Here is a 14,504-nt window from a genome sequence, read left to right as displayed (position 1 = left end):
CTGTTCTAAAATTCTGCAAGTCTGCCCTTTTCTTCATCCATATAATACCATTTTCGAAAATTACCCCTTAACGACAGTGAATATGCTATCGCTTCTTCTCTGAAACGGAATTATGCAAAACACTCAATATAAAAAGCCGTGCAATTCCTGAAAAATTAGGGTTTAAACTTGAAGGGGAACTAAGAGATTATGAATACATTAACGGGAGATATATAGATAGAACAATTTATGGATTAAAAGCTAATGAGTGGAGAATTCCATAATTTTGAAGAAATCCATATGACATCATGTACATCATATTCACGCTGCGGGGCTGACGCCCGCGGTCATTCAATGTATAATTATGGAAGATATTTCAGACGATACACGAGCCGGCCCATAGATAGAACGATCTAAGGCCGGCTCGAGTCGTGAATAAAACTGTACTGCCTAGGTTCGCCATCAGTGATGAAGATTCAACTCGCAACCCTTCAAGGTTAAGTCTGTCGGCCCCGGTACGTACGGCCTGAAGTCGGGGGACAATCCTGTTGGCTTCAATTGGGCGATTACTTTAAAGGAGAAACCCTTATGGATTATAAAGAGATATTACCAATAATAAAGCGATTAGAAGACAATAATATATCATATTCTCTTGGCGGTAGTGGATTGTTATACTATTTAAAATTAATTGACATAGTAAACGATTGGGATCTAGCTGTTGAATGTCCAAAGGATTTATTGTTAAAAGCAATCGCCGGTTATGATTGGATAGAACAAAGTAGTGGAGATTTTCCGTTTGCAAGCAAGTATCGAATAAGCATTAACTCTTTAAAGATAGATATTATCGGATACTTTGCTTTACAGACCGAAGGTGGAGTTATTAATTTACCGGTCAGCAATTTTGATAAGTGGGATAGAATCAAGATTTCAAGCCCTGAGATTTGGTATGTGGCTTACTCATTAATGAATAGGAAGATAAAAGCCGGTTTGCTATTAAATTACTTAAAAAATAATAAATCCAAAGTAAATAGGAATATTATTGTGGATTTTATTAATACAAAGAGTTTGAATGATGAAATAAGAGAAGAGCTTAAAAAGTTAATTCTATGATGGCCTACATAGTCTTCACACGGCGGGCGGCTGGCACCGATCTTAATCCATTTATCGATTTCGAGAATCATCCAAGATAATGAAATCAGGCCATCGACGCTGTGCTTAAGTCATGTCCAATTCACAAAAAAGAAGGGAGATAAAAATGAGGAAAACCATATTCATAATCGCGCTCTTTTTATTGGTGAACATGAACGTTACTTTTGCTGGCTCAAATCAAAACTCATCCTTTGCGGGGAATAGTACAGGGAATTTGAATAATGATGGATTCTATGCGAGTAAGGGGGAATGGATCTACTATAGAAGTTTTTCTTCGGCAGGAGGGCTATATAAGGTAAAAAAAGATGGAACTGAAAAAACAAAATTAATGGATGGGTTTCCCGGCTATATCAATATTGTTGGAGATTACTTGTATTACTCTGACGGCTGGAAGCTGACGAAAGCAAAAATCGATGGGACAGAAAAACAAGTATTAGCCAATTCTGCGTTTCATGTCAATGTCACAGATCAATATATTTTTTATACCAATATAGGACCTCAGGATGGTTTCATCTATAGAATGAATTTAGACGGGACCGGCAAAATACAATTGAATAATGATCATGCAAGCCAAATTGTGGTTAGCGGTAAGTCGCTGTATTATACGTCATATTACAATAAGTTAATTAAGATCGATATCCATGGGAATTCAAAAATAAAACTTTTAGAAGGGAAATTGATTAACGAATTAAATATCGAAGGGGATTGGTTGTACTTCAATTATGACCAAAAGTTATACAAAATGAAAACGGACGGCACCAAGCTAACGATGTTGTCTAACGATAATGCGCGATATATAAATGTTTCGGATGGCTGGATTTATTATAGTGATCATTCGAAGAAAAAGAATCTGGTCCGAATCAAAACAGATGGGACGGAAAGACAAGAATTAAATCAAATAAAATCATTTTATATCCATCTCATTGATCACTATGTTTTTTTTCATGATTTATCCAAGATGGTGAAGGTTGATATTCACGATATGGTGAAGGATGAACGAAAAATCAACTGAATGGCTTGGGTTGCGAAAGCCGAAATTGGAGATGAAATATAAAAATTCGAAAGTCGGAGGATTCATATGCCATTTAAAGATGCGTTCATTACTTTTCCTAAGCTTGAAACGGAAAGATTTATATTGCGAGAATTACGTTCGGATGATGCCAAGGAATATTACACTTATTTCTCAGATCATGAAGTAACAAAATATTGGGGATATGAAGGTCCAAAAAATATGGAGACAGCCGCGAAGACATTTACGCGGTTTCAAAACGCATTTAATAGAAAAGAAATGATAACGTGGGGCATCGCTACAAAAGATGAGGATAGAATTATTGGGACATGCATATTGAACGATTTTATTAGAGCATCCATGGTTAACTTATCCTATAACTTATCAAAAGCATACTGGGGGAAGGGAATCATGACTGAAGCGCTTGAAACCATTATTCCCTTTGCCTTCCATGTGCTAGATATGAATCGAATACAAGCTAAAGTCATGCCGGAAAACGATGCATCTGCAAAACTTCTATCAAAGTTGGGCTTCGTACAGGAGGGTTTACTTCGGGACTATATATTTGGTGAGATCATCACGGATACGTTGATATTTTCAATTCTCAAGAAAGATTTTATGGAGAAGGCACTCTGAAACCAGTCACAGTATTCAAAGGAGGCAAATGATTGAAGGATCACGAGGAAATCCTGACCGGAGGAAATATAAACAGAGTCGTCAAAGTAGGAGAGACAGTACGTCGTGAATCCAAACCAAACCCGTATGTAAATCATCTTCTTAGGTATCTTGAGTCTGCAGGTTGCCCGCACGTCCCAAGATATTTAGGAATTGACGAGAAGGGGAGAGAGGTTTTTTCTTACATTCAAGGCGTGGTTCCCGGGAACAACTACCCTGAAAATGAAAGTTATATGTGGTCGGATTTGGCGCTGGCTGAATTGGCCAGGATCTTAAGACGGTTCCATGACTCGTCTGTAGGATTCTCCACCTCTGAAAAATCTTCAAATGATTTTCCGGATGAATCCCAGCACGAAGTCGTCTGTCATAATGATGCTGCGTTATATAACGTTGTGTTCAAAGACGAGATCCCCGTTGGAATGATTGACTTTGATATGGCGGGGTTTGGGCCTCGTATTTGGGATATTGCTTACACTCTCTACACATCAGTTCCTCTAGCCGGATTCGCGCCAGGCGGGGAAGATTTTTCGGTTGTAGAATATAACAAAACGGATCATGCATCCATACGGAAAAAACGAATAAAGTTATTTTTTGATTCCTACGGCATGGATGTACCTATGGATCTAAAATGGTGGGTTGTTTCTCGTATCCATTTCATGTGCACCACACTGTCGGATCGTGCCGCAGCCGGGGACCCTGCTTTTATCAAGCTGGTTCAAGAAGGGCATCTGGATCATTACAAAAAGGAATTAATCTTCCTGGATAAACATTTCGATGATTGGAGTTAATTGGTGCATGACCGATTTGTAAATGACCCCGAAGCAAGAGAGGCATCGTGGTCGCTCCATGTCGTTACTTTCGTAAATACAAGAACGTTAGGCCGAAAACCCTAATAGATACAAAAAAACCTTTTTGGAGAGCTATGATGATATCTCTTTGCCTATCGCTACTGTTGACTTTTTCTTACAAGCTCGTAGAAGTAGCCATTAGAACGACTCCTTACAGGAGGGTTGGTAAATATACTGTATTGTTCTGGGCTTTGGTAATAGTAGCGATCACTCCCCTGTTTAATCATAACTATACCTTTAAAATGCCTAATGAAGTTGATAATTTATTTCCGCTGTTTTTCATGCTTATCATCATTCATGTGATCGCAGCACGCTTTTCTGGCTATAATCCAATCGGGAAGTACAACATCATACAGTTTGTAATAACATTTCCGGTAGTAGAAGAGATTCTCTTTAGAGGATTGATATTACCGATCATGGAGTCTCTTATTGCCCCTTCTAAATTAATGGATGTGTTATATATGCCAATAACAGTTCCAGTCATCATTACTGCCTTTCTATTTGCAATCTGCCATTTGCAATACTATAAATTATCAGCCGAAAGTATCCGATTTATGATTTTTGCGTTTTTGGGAGGGCTACTGTTGGGAGCTATAACAGAGATGACAAAATCTATTTTGTATTCGCTCATATTACATATTGTATTCAATTTATTTTCAGTTCTCTTTTCGAAGAGAATATTAAGTAGATTCTTCTAACAACGTAATAACGAGGCGTATTAAAGCCTGTAGGGTCATTCGTCACAAAATTACTTAGCGATAAGAAGGGATGGGATATGAAGACATCAATAATTACAATACAAAAAAGAGTCAGAGAAGGATATCCCAGCTCCATTCATTACGGAGATATTATTATAAATGGCACTTCGTTATATGAACGAATAGGACAAGAATTTGATTTCGTTTCGTGTTTAGGATGGGGAGATAGAGACTTTCAAGAAAAGCACCATCCCTTTTCAAGGAGGAAAAAATGACTGCCAAAAAGGATAGTAATAAAACGAAAAACGGGCAAGAACAAGTAGAAAAATTTCTAGAGGAACTTAACCATCCATTAAAGCCTGAAATTGAATATGTAAGAAGCATCATTCGAGAAGCGAATGCCCAGTTGTCAGAGCACATAAAATGGAATGCACCGAGCTATTTTATTCATGGTGACGATCGAATAACGTTTAACTTACATGGCAAAGACGGGTTTCGCCTGATTTTCCACTGTGGTTCGAAAGTGACTCCGCACGCAAAAGGAAGGCCCCTCTTTGAAGACTCCACACAGCTCTTGGAATGGTTGGCCGGGGATCGCGCTGCCGTTAAATTCAGGTCATTAGATGAAATAGAACTACAAAAGGAAAGTTTAAAACAAGTTATAAATAAATGGATCGTTGTTACGAAAGATATATAGGATATATCGGACAGGAGAGGTGACTTTGAAGATCGAAAAAGTATTTGAATATGATATCAGCACTGAGTTGGAAGCATCTATACAAACATTATTAATCGACAGTTTTCCGGATATCTATCCCAAGGATCGGATTTATTTCAAGCAATTGCCGCATTTTAGATTTCTGGCTTTGAATCAGGAAAACCAACTCATAGGACACGTAGGGCTAGAATATAGGGTCATGAATCTAAACGGAAAACCCGTAAGAATACTGGGAGTCATTGATTTTTGCGTTTCACAAAACAGCCGTTCGCAGGGTGTGGGTTCAAAGCTGCTTTTAGAAGTTGATCAATTTTCTGAGGGCCGAAATATCGATTTTATACTTTTATTTACAGATAAGACGAACTTCTATTTGAAAAATGGGTATAAGCCGGTAAAGAATAAATGTAAATGGATGAAAATTAACTATGAAACGCAGACAACCAACGGTATAGGCCATGAAGAGGTTGATCAGTTAATGATTAAGGAAGTAGGAAAGACCGCTTGGAGCGAAGGGGATCTGGATTTTTTAGGCTATTTTTATTGAGCTGACATCCTGAAACGCCATTCACGAATCGGGACTTTGGGCCATCGGTCCGCCCGAGGCACGTCGAGGAGAATCAGGCGGACACCGCACAGCAAGGCTGACTTCCATGCTCAGTCGGCGACTTCGTCGTTTTCAACCAGTTAGAATAAAACTAACTCGTTAATAAACCGAAATGGCCAATTTAGAACTTCTCATTGAGATCTATGCGCCAGTCGTTGCATCGTAAGGCGTTCCCTGGCGGATATTCGAACGCGCACTCGGAGATCAACGAGAAGTTGAGCTTCCTGCAAATGGCGTTTGACGCTGGATTATCAACGGATGGAAATGCGTGAATGTACCTATGTTTCTGTTCTGCACTGGCACTTGCGAGCGCAGCCGCCGTAGCCGAAGCAGCTATGCCTCTGCCTTGAAAAGGCGGCAAGACCCCCCAGCCGATCTCGTAAATCGTTTTCTCCTGCCAAACTCGTTCCCAGTACCCGATGTTACCGACTGCTTCAAGTTCCGGGAGCAGGACGATGCTGAACATACGTCCGGTTCCCTTCATGCCAATCTCAAGATACCGCTTATGGCGTGCAAGGATCTGTTCGTCGGATTCCGGGCCGCCCAAGTGCTCTAGCATTTCCGGTGTATTCAGGCGATAAAGTAAAGCAAGATCGGCGTCTGACCAGGGCTCAATTCGTACACTCATTCGGCTCCCCATCTTTTCACTCCTATAATAGTATGGTAAACTTTCTTGCATACCACGACAGGGAACATTTGTTCCTCTTTTGAATTGTATCACGATTTCCTGGATACGTCATTAAGAAGCATAAAAAATCAGTAAAGAACGAAAGAAGGTGACCATTGGTGAATCGAATCATCGTTATAGGCTCGGCCGGCTCAGGAAAATCGACTTTATCTCAAAAACTCAGTAAAATCCTATCGCTGCCAGTGATTCATTTAGACCGGTATTATTGGAAACCCCATTGGACCCCGACCCCAAATGAAGAATGGGATGACTTTATTAAAGCTGCCGTAAGCCAAGATCGGTGGATCATGGACGGAAATTATTCAAGAACGCTAGGGATGAGATTGAATGAAGCAGATGCGGTGATATTTTTGGACATGCCCACGTTTTTATGCATTTATCGGATCATCAAAAGAAGAATCATATACCATGGAAAAACGCGACCCGATCTCAATGAGGAATGCCCCGAAAAACTGGATTGGGAGTTTTTTAATTGGGTCTGGAATTATCGGAAGAGAACCAGGCTACGGGTGATAAAAGAGCTTGAGAAAGCCAAAGAGCGCAAACAAGTTGTCATCTTAAGGTCAAGAAAAGAGGTGCGGCATTTTTTGGATCGAATGGACAAGGGCGAACGATAAGAGCTATTTCAGCCCCACATAACAAATATCGTTGTACCGAATTCTAAACTTTAGGAGGTGATATCTCATGAAATCGCCGGGAGGTTCCATCTATCCTTATTACTATAAGGGCGGAGCAATCCATTGTTTGAAGTACGGAAGCAAATATAACAACGAAGAACAGCTTTTTGCATTGATGAAACAAGAAGAGGAATTCATTTTTAAAACAAACAAAAGGCTTAAAATATGGGTGGATATGTATCATACATCCGTTACGAAGCGAGTACGTCAAGAACTCATAAACCATATGTACAATCTAAAGGACCATATCGACAAAATTTCGTTTGTCGGATTATCCGGTCTCAATGCATGGAGACTAAGAAGAGGAATGAAGAAGCTGGGGATGAATCCAAAGATATCATTTTATGCCGATCCTGAAGATGCCAAAATATGGCTGATCCATGAATGATTTCGAACTGCATTTTTACACCCGGAAAATACAGCATTTATCCAATGCCCCAAGTCCTTTTATATACTTGAAATGTTTATGCGCAAATCAAAAGGACTAGGTGGTCGATGTGATGTTAAAAAAACGCGATTTGCACGAATGCCATGCGCTGTACAACCTCATGACGGATCCTGCGGTGTTTCCTTTTGTTCGTTATCCATGCCAATCTTACGAAGAATATCTGTTCATAACCAAGCAGCTGATCGTTGAGGAAGAGCAGGGAACTTGTATCTCCAGGACGATTATGAACGAGATGGGGCAGCCCATCGGCACCATTGATTTATATCAGATTGCGCATCAAACGGGCTTCCTGGCTACATGGATCGGTGCCCCTTATTTCGGAAAAGGGTATAACGCGCGGGCGAAGGAAGCTTTTTTGGCTGAACTGCTTCTTGAACACCCCATCGAAACGGTTTATTTGAAGATCCGGAAGCAAAACATCCGATCGAGAAAAGCGGTGGAAAAGCTGCCGTACGTCAAATTAGGAAACAACATCTATGAGCAGGTATATCAATCGATCAATCAACCGCAGCATTGCTTCGATTTGTATTATGTGGAGCGGGAAAGCTTTTTAGAAAGCAGTGAAGGCATGCAGCATGAAATGGCTACGTAAACCATTCATGCCAAACGTACAATAAAACCTTTCGCGGCGCGGCTTAAGATATGAGCTAAGGCTGAATTGTATTGCATCGTCGTCACCAATCATGAAAACCTTGCTGTTCGGATCGCTGGCAGGCGGTCTTTTTTATTTTTCGGGGAATTTGGCGTTGCGGGGCGTTTTTGTAGTAAGCTGAAACTAAAATAAAATTTAACTGGGAACAAGCGAGGACATTACAGATGACGAAAAAGTTATATTACGAATCGGCTTATATCCGGGAATGGGAGACACGAATCACGCGCAAAATGGAGCGGGAGGACGGAATATATTTGGTGCTGGAGGAGACGGCCTTTTATCCGCACGGCGGTGGGCAGCCCTGTGACTTGGGGTGGATCGATGCCATTCCGGTGCTTGATGTTGTACAGGAGGAAAGGGAAATTCTGCATAAGGTCGAGCGTTTTCCTGAAAAAGATGTAGTTGGCTGCCGATTGGATTGGGAGAGAAGGTTCGACCATATGCAGCATCACAGCGGCCAGCATTTGCTGTCTGCCATGTGTTTGGAGGTATGCAAGGCGGAAACGCTCAGTTTCCACTTGGGACAGGATTACGCCACCATTGATGTCGCCCGTACCGATCTGCCTCAGGACGAGCTGATGATGCTGGAATTGGAAGTGAATGATCAGATATACCTGAACCGGAAGGTCACGAGTTATTTTGTGAGCCGGGAACGGGCAGCCGAATTGCCGCTGGTGAAGCAGCCGAAGGTCACCGAGGATATCCGGATCGTCGAAATCGAGGGGATCGAATACAATGCCTGCGGCGGAACCCATGTCTCCGCAACCGGCGAGATCGGAATGATCAAACTGCTGCGGGCGGAGAAGCAAAAGGGGCATACGCGCCTTTATTTTAAATGCGGTTATCGTGCGCTGAGAGAATTTAATGCCGGCATGGAGATTTTGGGCAGTCTGTCGGCCCGATTCAATACCGGCAAGGAAGAGATTTTGGACCGAATTGCCAAATGGGATCAGGAGCAGAAGCAGCTCCAGGGGGAGCTAAACGCGGTAAAGGCCGAAAATGACGTTTACCTGGCCGAAAAGCTGCTGGCAAACCGTCAGGGCAGCCTCATCCAGCATGTATTCGCGGACAAGCCGTTGAAGGATATGCAAAACCTGGCGGCCAAACTCGCCGAACAAGCCGATGCGATCATGCTTTTTGCCTCCAACTCGGAGCATAAGGTGCTTCTTGCCCGGGGAGACGGGGGCGGACTTGCCTGCGGCGCGTTTTTTAAGCAGCATTTGGCCGATTATCGCGGCAAAGGCGGAGGCAGCGACAAAATGGCGCAGGCCGGTTTTGCCAATGCGGAGGACGCCATGGCGTTCTACCATTTTGCGGCACAGTCCTTAAGCGGCGATTGAGGAGGAATAAGCGGCATAGTATTATGTAAAATAAAACGAAGGCGCCATTTCTGGCGCCTCTTTCGTTTCCAATCCAAGCTCAGGATCTCCCGGCACGGATTGCTTCTGCAATTTTAAAAGTGTGAACATCTTCTTTTTACCACGGCGTTTCCGTTTTATGTTCAATCACTTGCAATACTTTGGGCTCAAGCGCCTTTTTGATTTGTTTCATTAAAAGATCGTTTTTCGTTTTTCCCGTTTGTTCGGCTTGAATTTGCCCTTCAGCCTGCGTAGTTGCAATGACATCGATGACTTGTTGTTTGGAAATATGTTTGGCTGCTGCAATCTCGACCACGGATTTGCCTTTCGCCAGCTCTTGTTTTAATTCGCTTGGGCTCATTTTTAGTAAAGCAAACAGTTTGTCATCGTTCAAAAATGCATCGGCCGTATAATCAGGTTTGCCATTTGCGGAGAAGAATCCTTCTACTGATAGAGCAGGACCGCCTCCGATCAACGATACGCTGATCGTATTCCCTTGAACGAATGCCTGGTAGAACGGTGTTGCGGATCCCTTTACGGTGTAATTCAACATGAACGTTTTTTGATTCGGATTCCCCATCTGCTCCATGCTGAACTCGTACTGCTTCATGTTGCCGTATATTTTGTCAATGAGATGATCTACCTTCGCCTTGATTTCCTTATCGGTTAAAGAAATGACCGGCTTCGCCTGGGGCTCCCAATTTTCTTGATTCACGTGTTCAATCTCGCCCGTCACCCCGTTGATATCCAGCCTGATTTTTTTGCCTGCGGCTCCCTTTTCCTGCAATACGATGCTGGTTTGGATCGCTTTGGTTTTTGCCGCATTCGGGTCGCCGCCAAGCTGGCTTGCCTCGACGATTTCAAACGATTTGGTTTCGGGAAATGCGCTGTACAACTTCTCGAGCGCGGCTTTTCCTACTTCATCGACCTTGACTTGTTCAGCGGTGATCGGCGTTCTTGTCACCATTTCAATCAGGGTAGGGGCGGCAAATGCTGCAGTAGGAATCATAATTACAGCGGCAACCATTCCAGCAATCAGACGTTTTTTCATCGGTTTTTCGCTCCTTTTTCGTTGCAAATATTGAGAATAGGATTGTTCGATTCGTTTGGAAAGCGCCGGCGGGCACTCCCGGGTCTCTGCCTCGTTATGCAGGTATTCACGGATCTGGCGTTCAATAGGCATTGTTTTTGCTCATCCTTTCCAGGGGGAGATTCCCTAAGTGTTTTCGAAGCGCCTGTAGACTGGCATGATATCGGGACTTGACCGTACCCAGCGGAATACCGAGCATCGTCGCGATTTCCTCCAGCGTATAGTCGTGATAAAAGCGGAGGATAATCACTTCTCGCTGTTTGTCGGTCAGTTTGTGGATGGCCTGCGATATCTCAGGGTCAGCATCTTCCGCAACGGTGGGGCGGTCCCAATGATGCTCTTCCCGGGAGAAGGCACGGATGCGTTCAAAAATTCGGAATCTCCTCCAACGCTTGACCCGAAATCTCTGCACTTGGCGGATGACCAGGCCGTGCAGCCAGAACTTGAAAGGACGGTTCGTATCGTAGTTGGCCAGGGAGGTCCACATTTGCATATAGATCTCGTTCATGACATCTTCCCGATCCTGCTGATGATCCACCAGAAAGGAGACGGTCCGATAGACATCCCGATAGGTGATCTCATACAGCGTGTGAAACGCCTGCTGATCTCCTTCAATCATTTTTGTAAGTAATTGGTACATATCATCGTTTTGCATTCAGAGGGCCCTCCTGGGTAAGCAGCTTACACCCTATATTGTCTCACTCCCGAAAAAAAGTTCGGTTCTTGATTATTTTTTTTTTGGAGGCCATGTAAACCTACCGCTCTTTTGTTATTAAATGTATAATTATGGAATAACCTCGGCCGGAAAGCTTACTGAGAAAAGGAGGTGCTTCGCGTGCGGTCCATGATCCTGATGTTGCTTGTCCTGTTGGTACTGGCGGGATGTAAAGAACATACAAAAGAATCTGTTGAGATTTACAATCCGCAGCATACGGAATATTTGCAACAATATGGATGGCATATTGGGCAATATTACTCGGAAACAAGGTTTAAGGCAAACACCTTGCAGGATTATCAAGAGCATGTCGATAAGATCCGAACCGAAGGACATGTTGATTTGTCTCCGTATCTGGATCGGGACGTAATCGAAACCGGGTACGTGCTGAAGGAAAAAACGGATCATTACAACCATATTGTAGTTTACATCTTAGAATCAGGGGGAGCCATCATCGGAAGCTATTTGGATTTTAACCATGAAGTGGTACAACCGAACGGAGAAATTCAAGTGAACGCCGGCCAAACCACGCCAATGTTCCCTTCGAACCAAAAGGATGAGCAATATGGCATTGGACGGTTCGTAAACGCAAATAACGATTAGGTTGGTTATGGGCCGTCGGGACAATACAGGTGAATGGTTGCTATTACAATAGACGAAACCAAGGAATTTCAAGCAAGCAATGAGGAGATCGAAAAGGAATTGGAGCAATACCTGGATTCGGAAGATTCGGAAGAGAATAAAAGAGAATAGATCATAATCATTTAATCAAAAGGGGGGGCGGCTTATGAAAAGAGGAATTATTTCTGTATTCATATCCTTGGTCATCATTGCCTTGGCTTCATACAGATTATGGTCCTTGGATCAGCCTAAAGTCGGGCCTGTGGGAGATGGGGAAATTCCCCGGTTTGCTTATACATCCATGTATATAGGGCTGGCTGCGGGCATCTTTTGCCTGGTCCTCGCGATTATAAGAATGATTATTGAATACAAGAACAAACCGTAAGATCTCATCTCCAAAACAATTTAAACCAAACAATACATTTTCATAATGAGCATGTTGTTATAAAGTAAATATTATTCGGGGTCGGGGATGATACATATGTATAAAGCCGTAATTTTTGATTTGGATAATACGCTATTAAATTATTCCTTATGCGAATTGAATTCCATGAAAAAAACGCTTCGGGATCACAACTTGTTCGTAGACGAAGAACGGAAATGGGATGAGTTTTGGCAGTCGTTTTTGAAGCATAACGCCAAACATTGGCTGGACTTCGTCAACAAAAGCGGCATGCATCGTTCGATTCAAGACGTCTTGCATAGTTCGTTCCGTGACGCTTTGAACATGAATCCGTCCGATCATGACATGCTCACCAATACCTATTGGGATTATTTTTGCAATACTTGCATTTATGAAGAGGGAGCTCAGGAGGTCCTTCAATCCATCAAACCGCGGTATAAGCTGGGGATTATCTCCAATGGCATCGGCATGGCCCAAAGGAAGAGGTTGGCGGTGGGGGATCTCCATCACTTTTTTGAATCCATTGTGGTTTCCGACGAAGTGGGGATTCGAAAACCCGAGAAAAAGATATTTGATATCGCTCTCGATGAGCTGCAGCTTTCAAGTCATGAAGTGCTTTTTGTGGGCGATTCATTAACCGACGATTACCAAGGCGCCCGGAACGCGGGGATCGATTTTTGCTACTATAACAGGAACGGTCATTCCATATCTATTGAATATCAACCAACGTACATCGTAAGGGAATTAAAAGAATTACTGGGAGTTGTTTGATTATATGAGGGGCTCGGCAAGCCCATGGCTTCATCCATCACATGTTAAATGCGCAGGAGGCGATTCCATTGGTAACCAAATAAAATGGGAAAATCTAAATGCGCTTGAGCCCCAAAAATAGCATGCGGATTTTCTCTTTACCGATGAAAATAAAAAATAGAGGAGATTTGACATGCTAAATCAAATAGGCGAATCCATGTATTACTTGCCGCACCACGACGATAAAGAAAGACCGACGCTTGGATTGGTTTGCGGAGACCGATACAGCTTGGTTATAGACAGCGGCAATTCAGTTCAGCACGCAAGGGACTTTTTGAATGAAATCGAGAAGTTAAAAGTCCCTCCGGTTAAATATTTGGCGATCACGCATGCGCATTGGGACCATATTCTAGGGATGAACGAATTTGAAGCTGCTGCCATCGTTGTGAATACCCGAACGAATGAAATCATTCAGGAATGGCGCAGCCTTTCGTTTGACGATCAATCTCTCCAGAAATATGCAGATGCCAAGAAGATGACCTCAACATGCGTGGAGACCATCAGGAACGAAATACCGGAGAGAGATACCTTCCAGTTAACTTCACCTGATATCATTTTTGACGGGTCTATTGAGCTGGACTTGGGGAATAAAGTTTGTGTTCTTGAAACCATTCGAAGCACGCATACGGAGGATTCAACCGTCGTGTATATTCCCGATGAAAAAGTCCTTTTTCTGGGGGATAGCGCTTACGGAACCACGAAAAACTCTTTGTATCATTTTAAGCAATCCCTGTTATTGCCGATGATCGAAGATATTCGGAAGTATGATGCCACTCACTTCCTGCTGGGGCATGAATCCATTTGTGACACGGCGGAGATGGATCTGTATTGGAAAGAGCTCATTTCTACGAGCAAAGCGGTAACATCCGCATCATTAGAGGGAGCCATCGCATCTTTTGAGGCGGATCACGACCGGAGACCAAATGAAAATGAACTCTTTTTCCTCAAAGCATTTGTGAATGACCAAATATTAAAATCGCAATCAGAATGAACGGATTATCATAAAGCTCAGAACACATGACCCAGCCTCAGATAAGGCTATCCTAAGCTGGGTCTTTTATTATCGTCTAGTAAGAAGGGGAACGGAATACATCAAAATATGTATACAATTCACTTTATAACTTCACCTTCGTACAGCTTCCAGTTGAACTGCAAAGTTTTATCGCCACGAGAATCAAGGGATGCTTTTAGTGTAACTTTATCACCTTGTTTTAAACCTTTTTTCATTGATTTATCTGAGCGTTTTGCAGTAATCTGAGGCCTTGAGCCGTAAGGATTTTCGGACATAAAAAAGGGACTTCACCCCAACTTGGAGAAGTTTTCAAGTGACCAAACCCAAAAACCTCAAGGATGGAGGAAGTC

The 14,504-nt window shown here is 42.7% G+C and carries 19 protein-coding genes; 15 read left to right on the top strand and 4 right to left on the bottom strand.

The annotated features are described in order from the left end of the window. The first annotated feature begins 567 nt into the window (after positions 1-567). The 7 genes from AC27KL_RS27835 (at position 568) to AC27KL_RS27805 (ending at position 5,620) form a co-directional block, all read left to right on the top strand. Positions 568-1,089 carry a hypothetical protein gene (locus AC27KL_RS27835; RefSeq protein WP_487171789.1) on the top strand — a complete coding sequence of 174 codons (522 nt, stop codon included), beginning with the start codon at positions 568-570 and terminating at the stop codon, positions 1,087-1,089. A gap of 145 nt (positions 1,090-1,234) precedes the next feature. Beyond that, the gene (locus AC27KL_RS27830) at positions 1,235-2,140 is read left to right on the top strand and encodes a DUF5050 domain-containing protein (protein ID WP_487171788.1); all 906 of its coding nucleotides are present in this window, start codon (positions 1,235-1,237) and stop codon (positions 2,138-2,140) included. A gap of 66 nt (positions 2,141-2,206) precedes the next feature. After that, positions 2,207-2,773 carry a GNAT family N-acetyltransferase gene (locus AC27KL_RS27825; RefSeq protein WP_487171787.1) on the top strand — a complete coding sequence of 189 codons (567 nt, stop codon included), beginning with the start codon at positions 2,207-2,209 and terminating at the stop codon, positions 2,771-2,773. Between the two features lie 32 nt (positions 2,774-2,805). Continuing rightward, complete coding sequence (locus AC27KL_RS27820) at positions 2,806-3,600, top strand: aminoglycoside phosphotransferase family protein (protein WP_487171786.1); 795 nt, start codon at positions 2,806-2,808, stop codon at positions 3,598-3,600. A gap of 47 nt (positions 3,601-3,647) precedes the next feature. Next, positions 3,648-4,358: a CPBP family intramembrane glutamic endopeptidase gene (locus AC27KL_RS27815; protein ID WP_487171785.1), complete on the top strand. Its 711-nt coding sequence runs from the start codon at positions 3,648-3,650 to the stop codon at positions 4,356-4,358. 271 nt (positions 4,359-4,629) lie between these two features. Continuing rightward, positions 4,630-5,055: a DUF1801 domain-containing protein gene (locus tag AC27KL_RS27810; RefSeq protein ID WP_487171784.1), complete on the top strand. Its 426-nt coding sequence runs from the start codon at positions 4,630-4,632 to the stop codon at positions 5,053-5,055. Positions 5,056-5,074: 19 nt separating this feature from the next. After that, the gene (locus AC27KL_RS27805; RefSeq protein WP_487171783.1) at positions 5,075-5,620 is read left to right on the top strand and encodes a GNAT family N-acetyltransferase; all 546 of its coding nucleotides are present in this window, start codon (positions 5,075-5,077) and stop codon (positions 5,618-5,620) included. Positions 5,621-5,801: 181 nt separating this feature from the next. Here AC27KL_RS27805 and AC27KL_RS27800 read toward each other — a convergent pair whose 3' ends face one another. Then, on the bottom strand, positions 5,802-6,320 hold the full coding sequence (locus AC27KL_RS27800) for a GNAT family N-acetyltransferase (RefSeq protein ID WP_487171782.1): 519 nt from the start codon (positions 6,318-6,320) through the stop codon (positions 5,802-5,804). A 146-nt stretch (positions 6,321-6,466) separates the two neighbouring features. On the opposite strand from AC27KL_RS27800, the gene AC27KL_RS27795 reads away from it, so the two are divergent. The 4 genes from AC27KL_RS27795 (at position 6,467) to AC27KL_RS27780 (ending at position 9,485) form a co-directional block, all read left to right on the top strand. Further along, entirely contained in the window at positions 6,467-6,985 is a 519-nt protein-coding gene (locus AC27KL_RS27795; protein ID WP_487171781.1) for a DNA topology modulation protein, read from the top strand. Positions 6,986-7,052: 67 nt separating this feature from the next. Next, the gene (locus AC27KL_RS27790; RefSeq protein ID WP_487171780.1) at positions 7,053-7,433 is read left to right on the top strand and encodes a hypothetical protein; all 381 of its coding nucleotides are present in this window, start codon (positions 7,053-7,055) and stop codon (positions 7,431-7,433) included. Positions 7,434-7,545: 112 nt separating this feature from the next. Then, entirely contained in the window at positions 7,546-8,085 is a 540-nt protein-coding gene (locus AC27KL_RS27785) for a GNAT family N-acetyltransferase (RefSeq protein WP_487171779.1), read from the top strand. 224 nt (positions 8,086-8,309) lie between these two features. Further along, positions 8,310-9,485, top strand: coding sequence for an alanyl-tRNA editing protein (locus tag AC27KL_RS27780; RefSeq protein WP_487171778.1), 1,176 nt, complete (start codon positions 8,310-8,312; stop codon positions 9,483-9,485). 136 nt (positions 9,486-9,621) lie between these two features. Here AC27KL_RS27780 and AC27KL_RS27775 read toward each other — a convergent pair whose 3' ends face one another. After that, the gene (locus AC27KL_RS27775) at positions 9,622-10,686 is read right to left on the bottom strand and encodes a hypothetical protein (RefSeq protein ID WP_487171777.1); all 1,065 of its coding nucleotides are present in this window, start codon (positions 10,684-10,686) and stop codon (positions 9,622-9,624) included. After that, entirely contained in the window at positions 10,676-11,248 is a 573-nt protein-coding gene (locus AC27KL_RS27770; protein ID WP_339322087.1) for a sigma-70 family RNA polymerase sigma factor, read from the bottom strand. The genes AC27KL_RS27775 and AC27KL_RS27770 overlap by 11 nt, the downstream gene beginning before the upstream one ends. Positions 11,249-11,428: 180 nt before the next feature. On the opposite strand from AC27KL_RS27770, the gene AC27KL_RS27765 reads away from it, so the two are divergent. The 4 genes from AC27KL_RS27765 (at position 11,429) to AC27KL_RS27750 (ending at position 14,133) form a co-directional block, all read left to right on the top strand. Next, entirely contained in the window at positions 11,429-11,911 is a 483-nt protein-coding gene (locus AC27KL_RS27765) for a DUF4830 domain-containing protein (RefSeq protein ID WP_487171776.1), read from the top strand. A gap of 184 nt (positions 11,912-12,095) precedes the next feature. Then, complete coding sequence (locus tag AC27KL_RS27760; RefSeq protein ID WP_487171775.1) at positions 12,096-12,314, top strand: hypothetical protein; 219 nt, start codon at positions 12,096-12,098, stop codon at positions 12,312-12,314. Positions 12,315-12,401: 87 nt separating this feature from the next. After that, positions 12,402-13,103, top strand: coding sequence for a YjjG family noncanonical pyrimidine nucleotidase (locus AC27KL_RS27755; RefSeq protein WP_487171774.1), 702 nt, complete (start codon positions 12,402-12,404; stop codon positions 13,101-13,103). 172 nt (positions 13,104-13,275) lie between these two features. Next, positions 13,276-14,133: an MBL fold metallo-hydrolase gene (locus tag AC27KL_RS27750; protein WP_487171773.1), complete on the top strand. Its 858-nt coding sequence runs from the start codon at positions 13,276-13,278 to the stop codon at positions 14,131-14,133. Between the two features lie 119 nt (positions 14,134-14,252). Here the strand turns inward: AC27KL_RS27750 and AC27KL_RS27745 are convergent, their stop codons facing one another. Beyond that, positions 14,253-14,429, bottom strand: a complete 177-nt coding sequence (locus AC27KL_RS27745; RefSeq protein ID WP_487171772.1) for a hypothetical protein — start codon at positions 14,427-14,429, stop codon at positions 14,253-14,255. Positions 14,430-14,504 lie beyond the last annotated feature (75 nt).

The organism is Paenibacillus sp. YAE3, assembly GCF_057546105.1.
The sequence above is the reverse complement of the archived record's forward strand: the minus strand, read 5'-3'. Positions and strand labels throughout refer to the sequence as shown.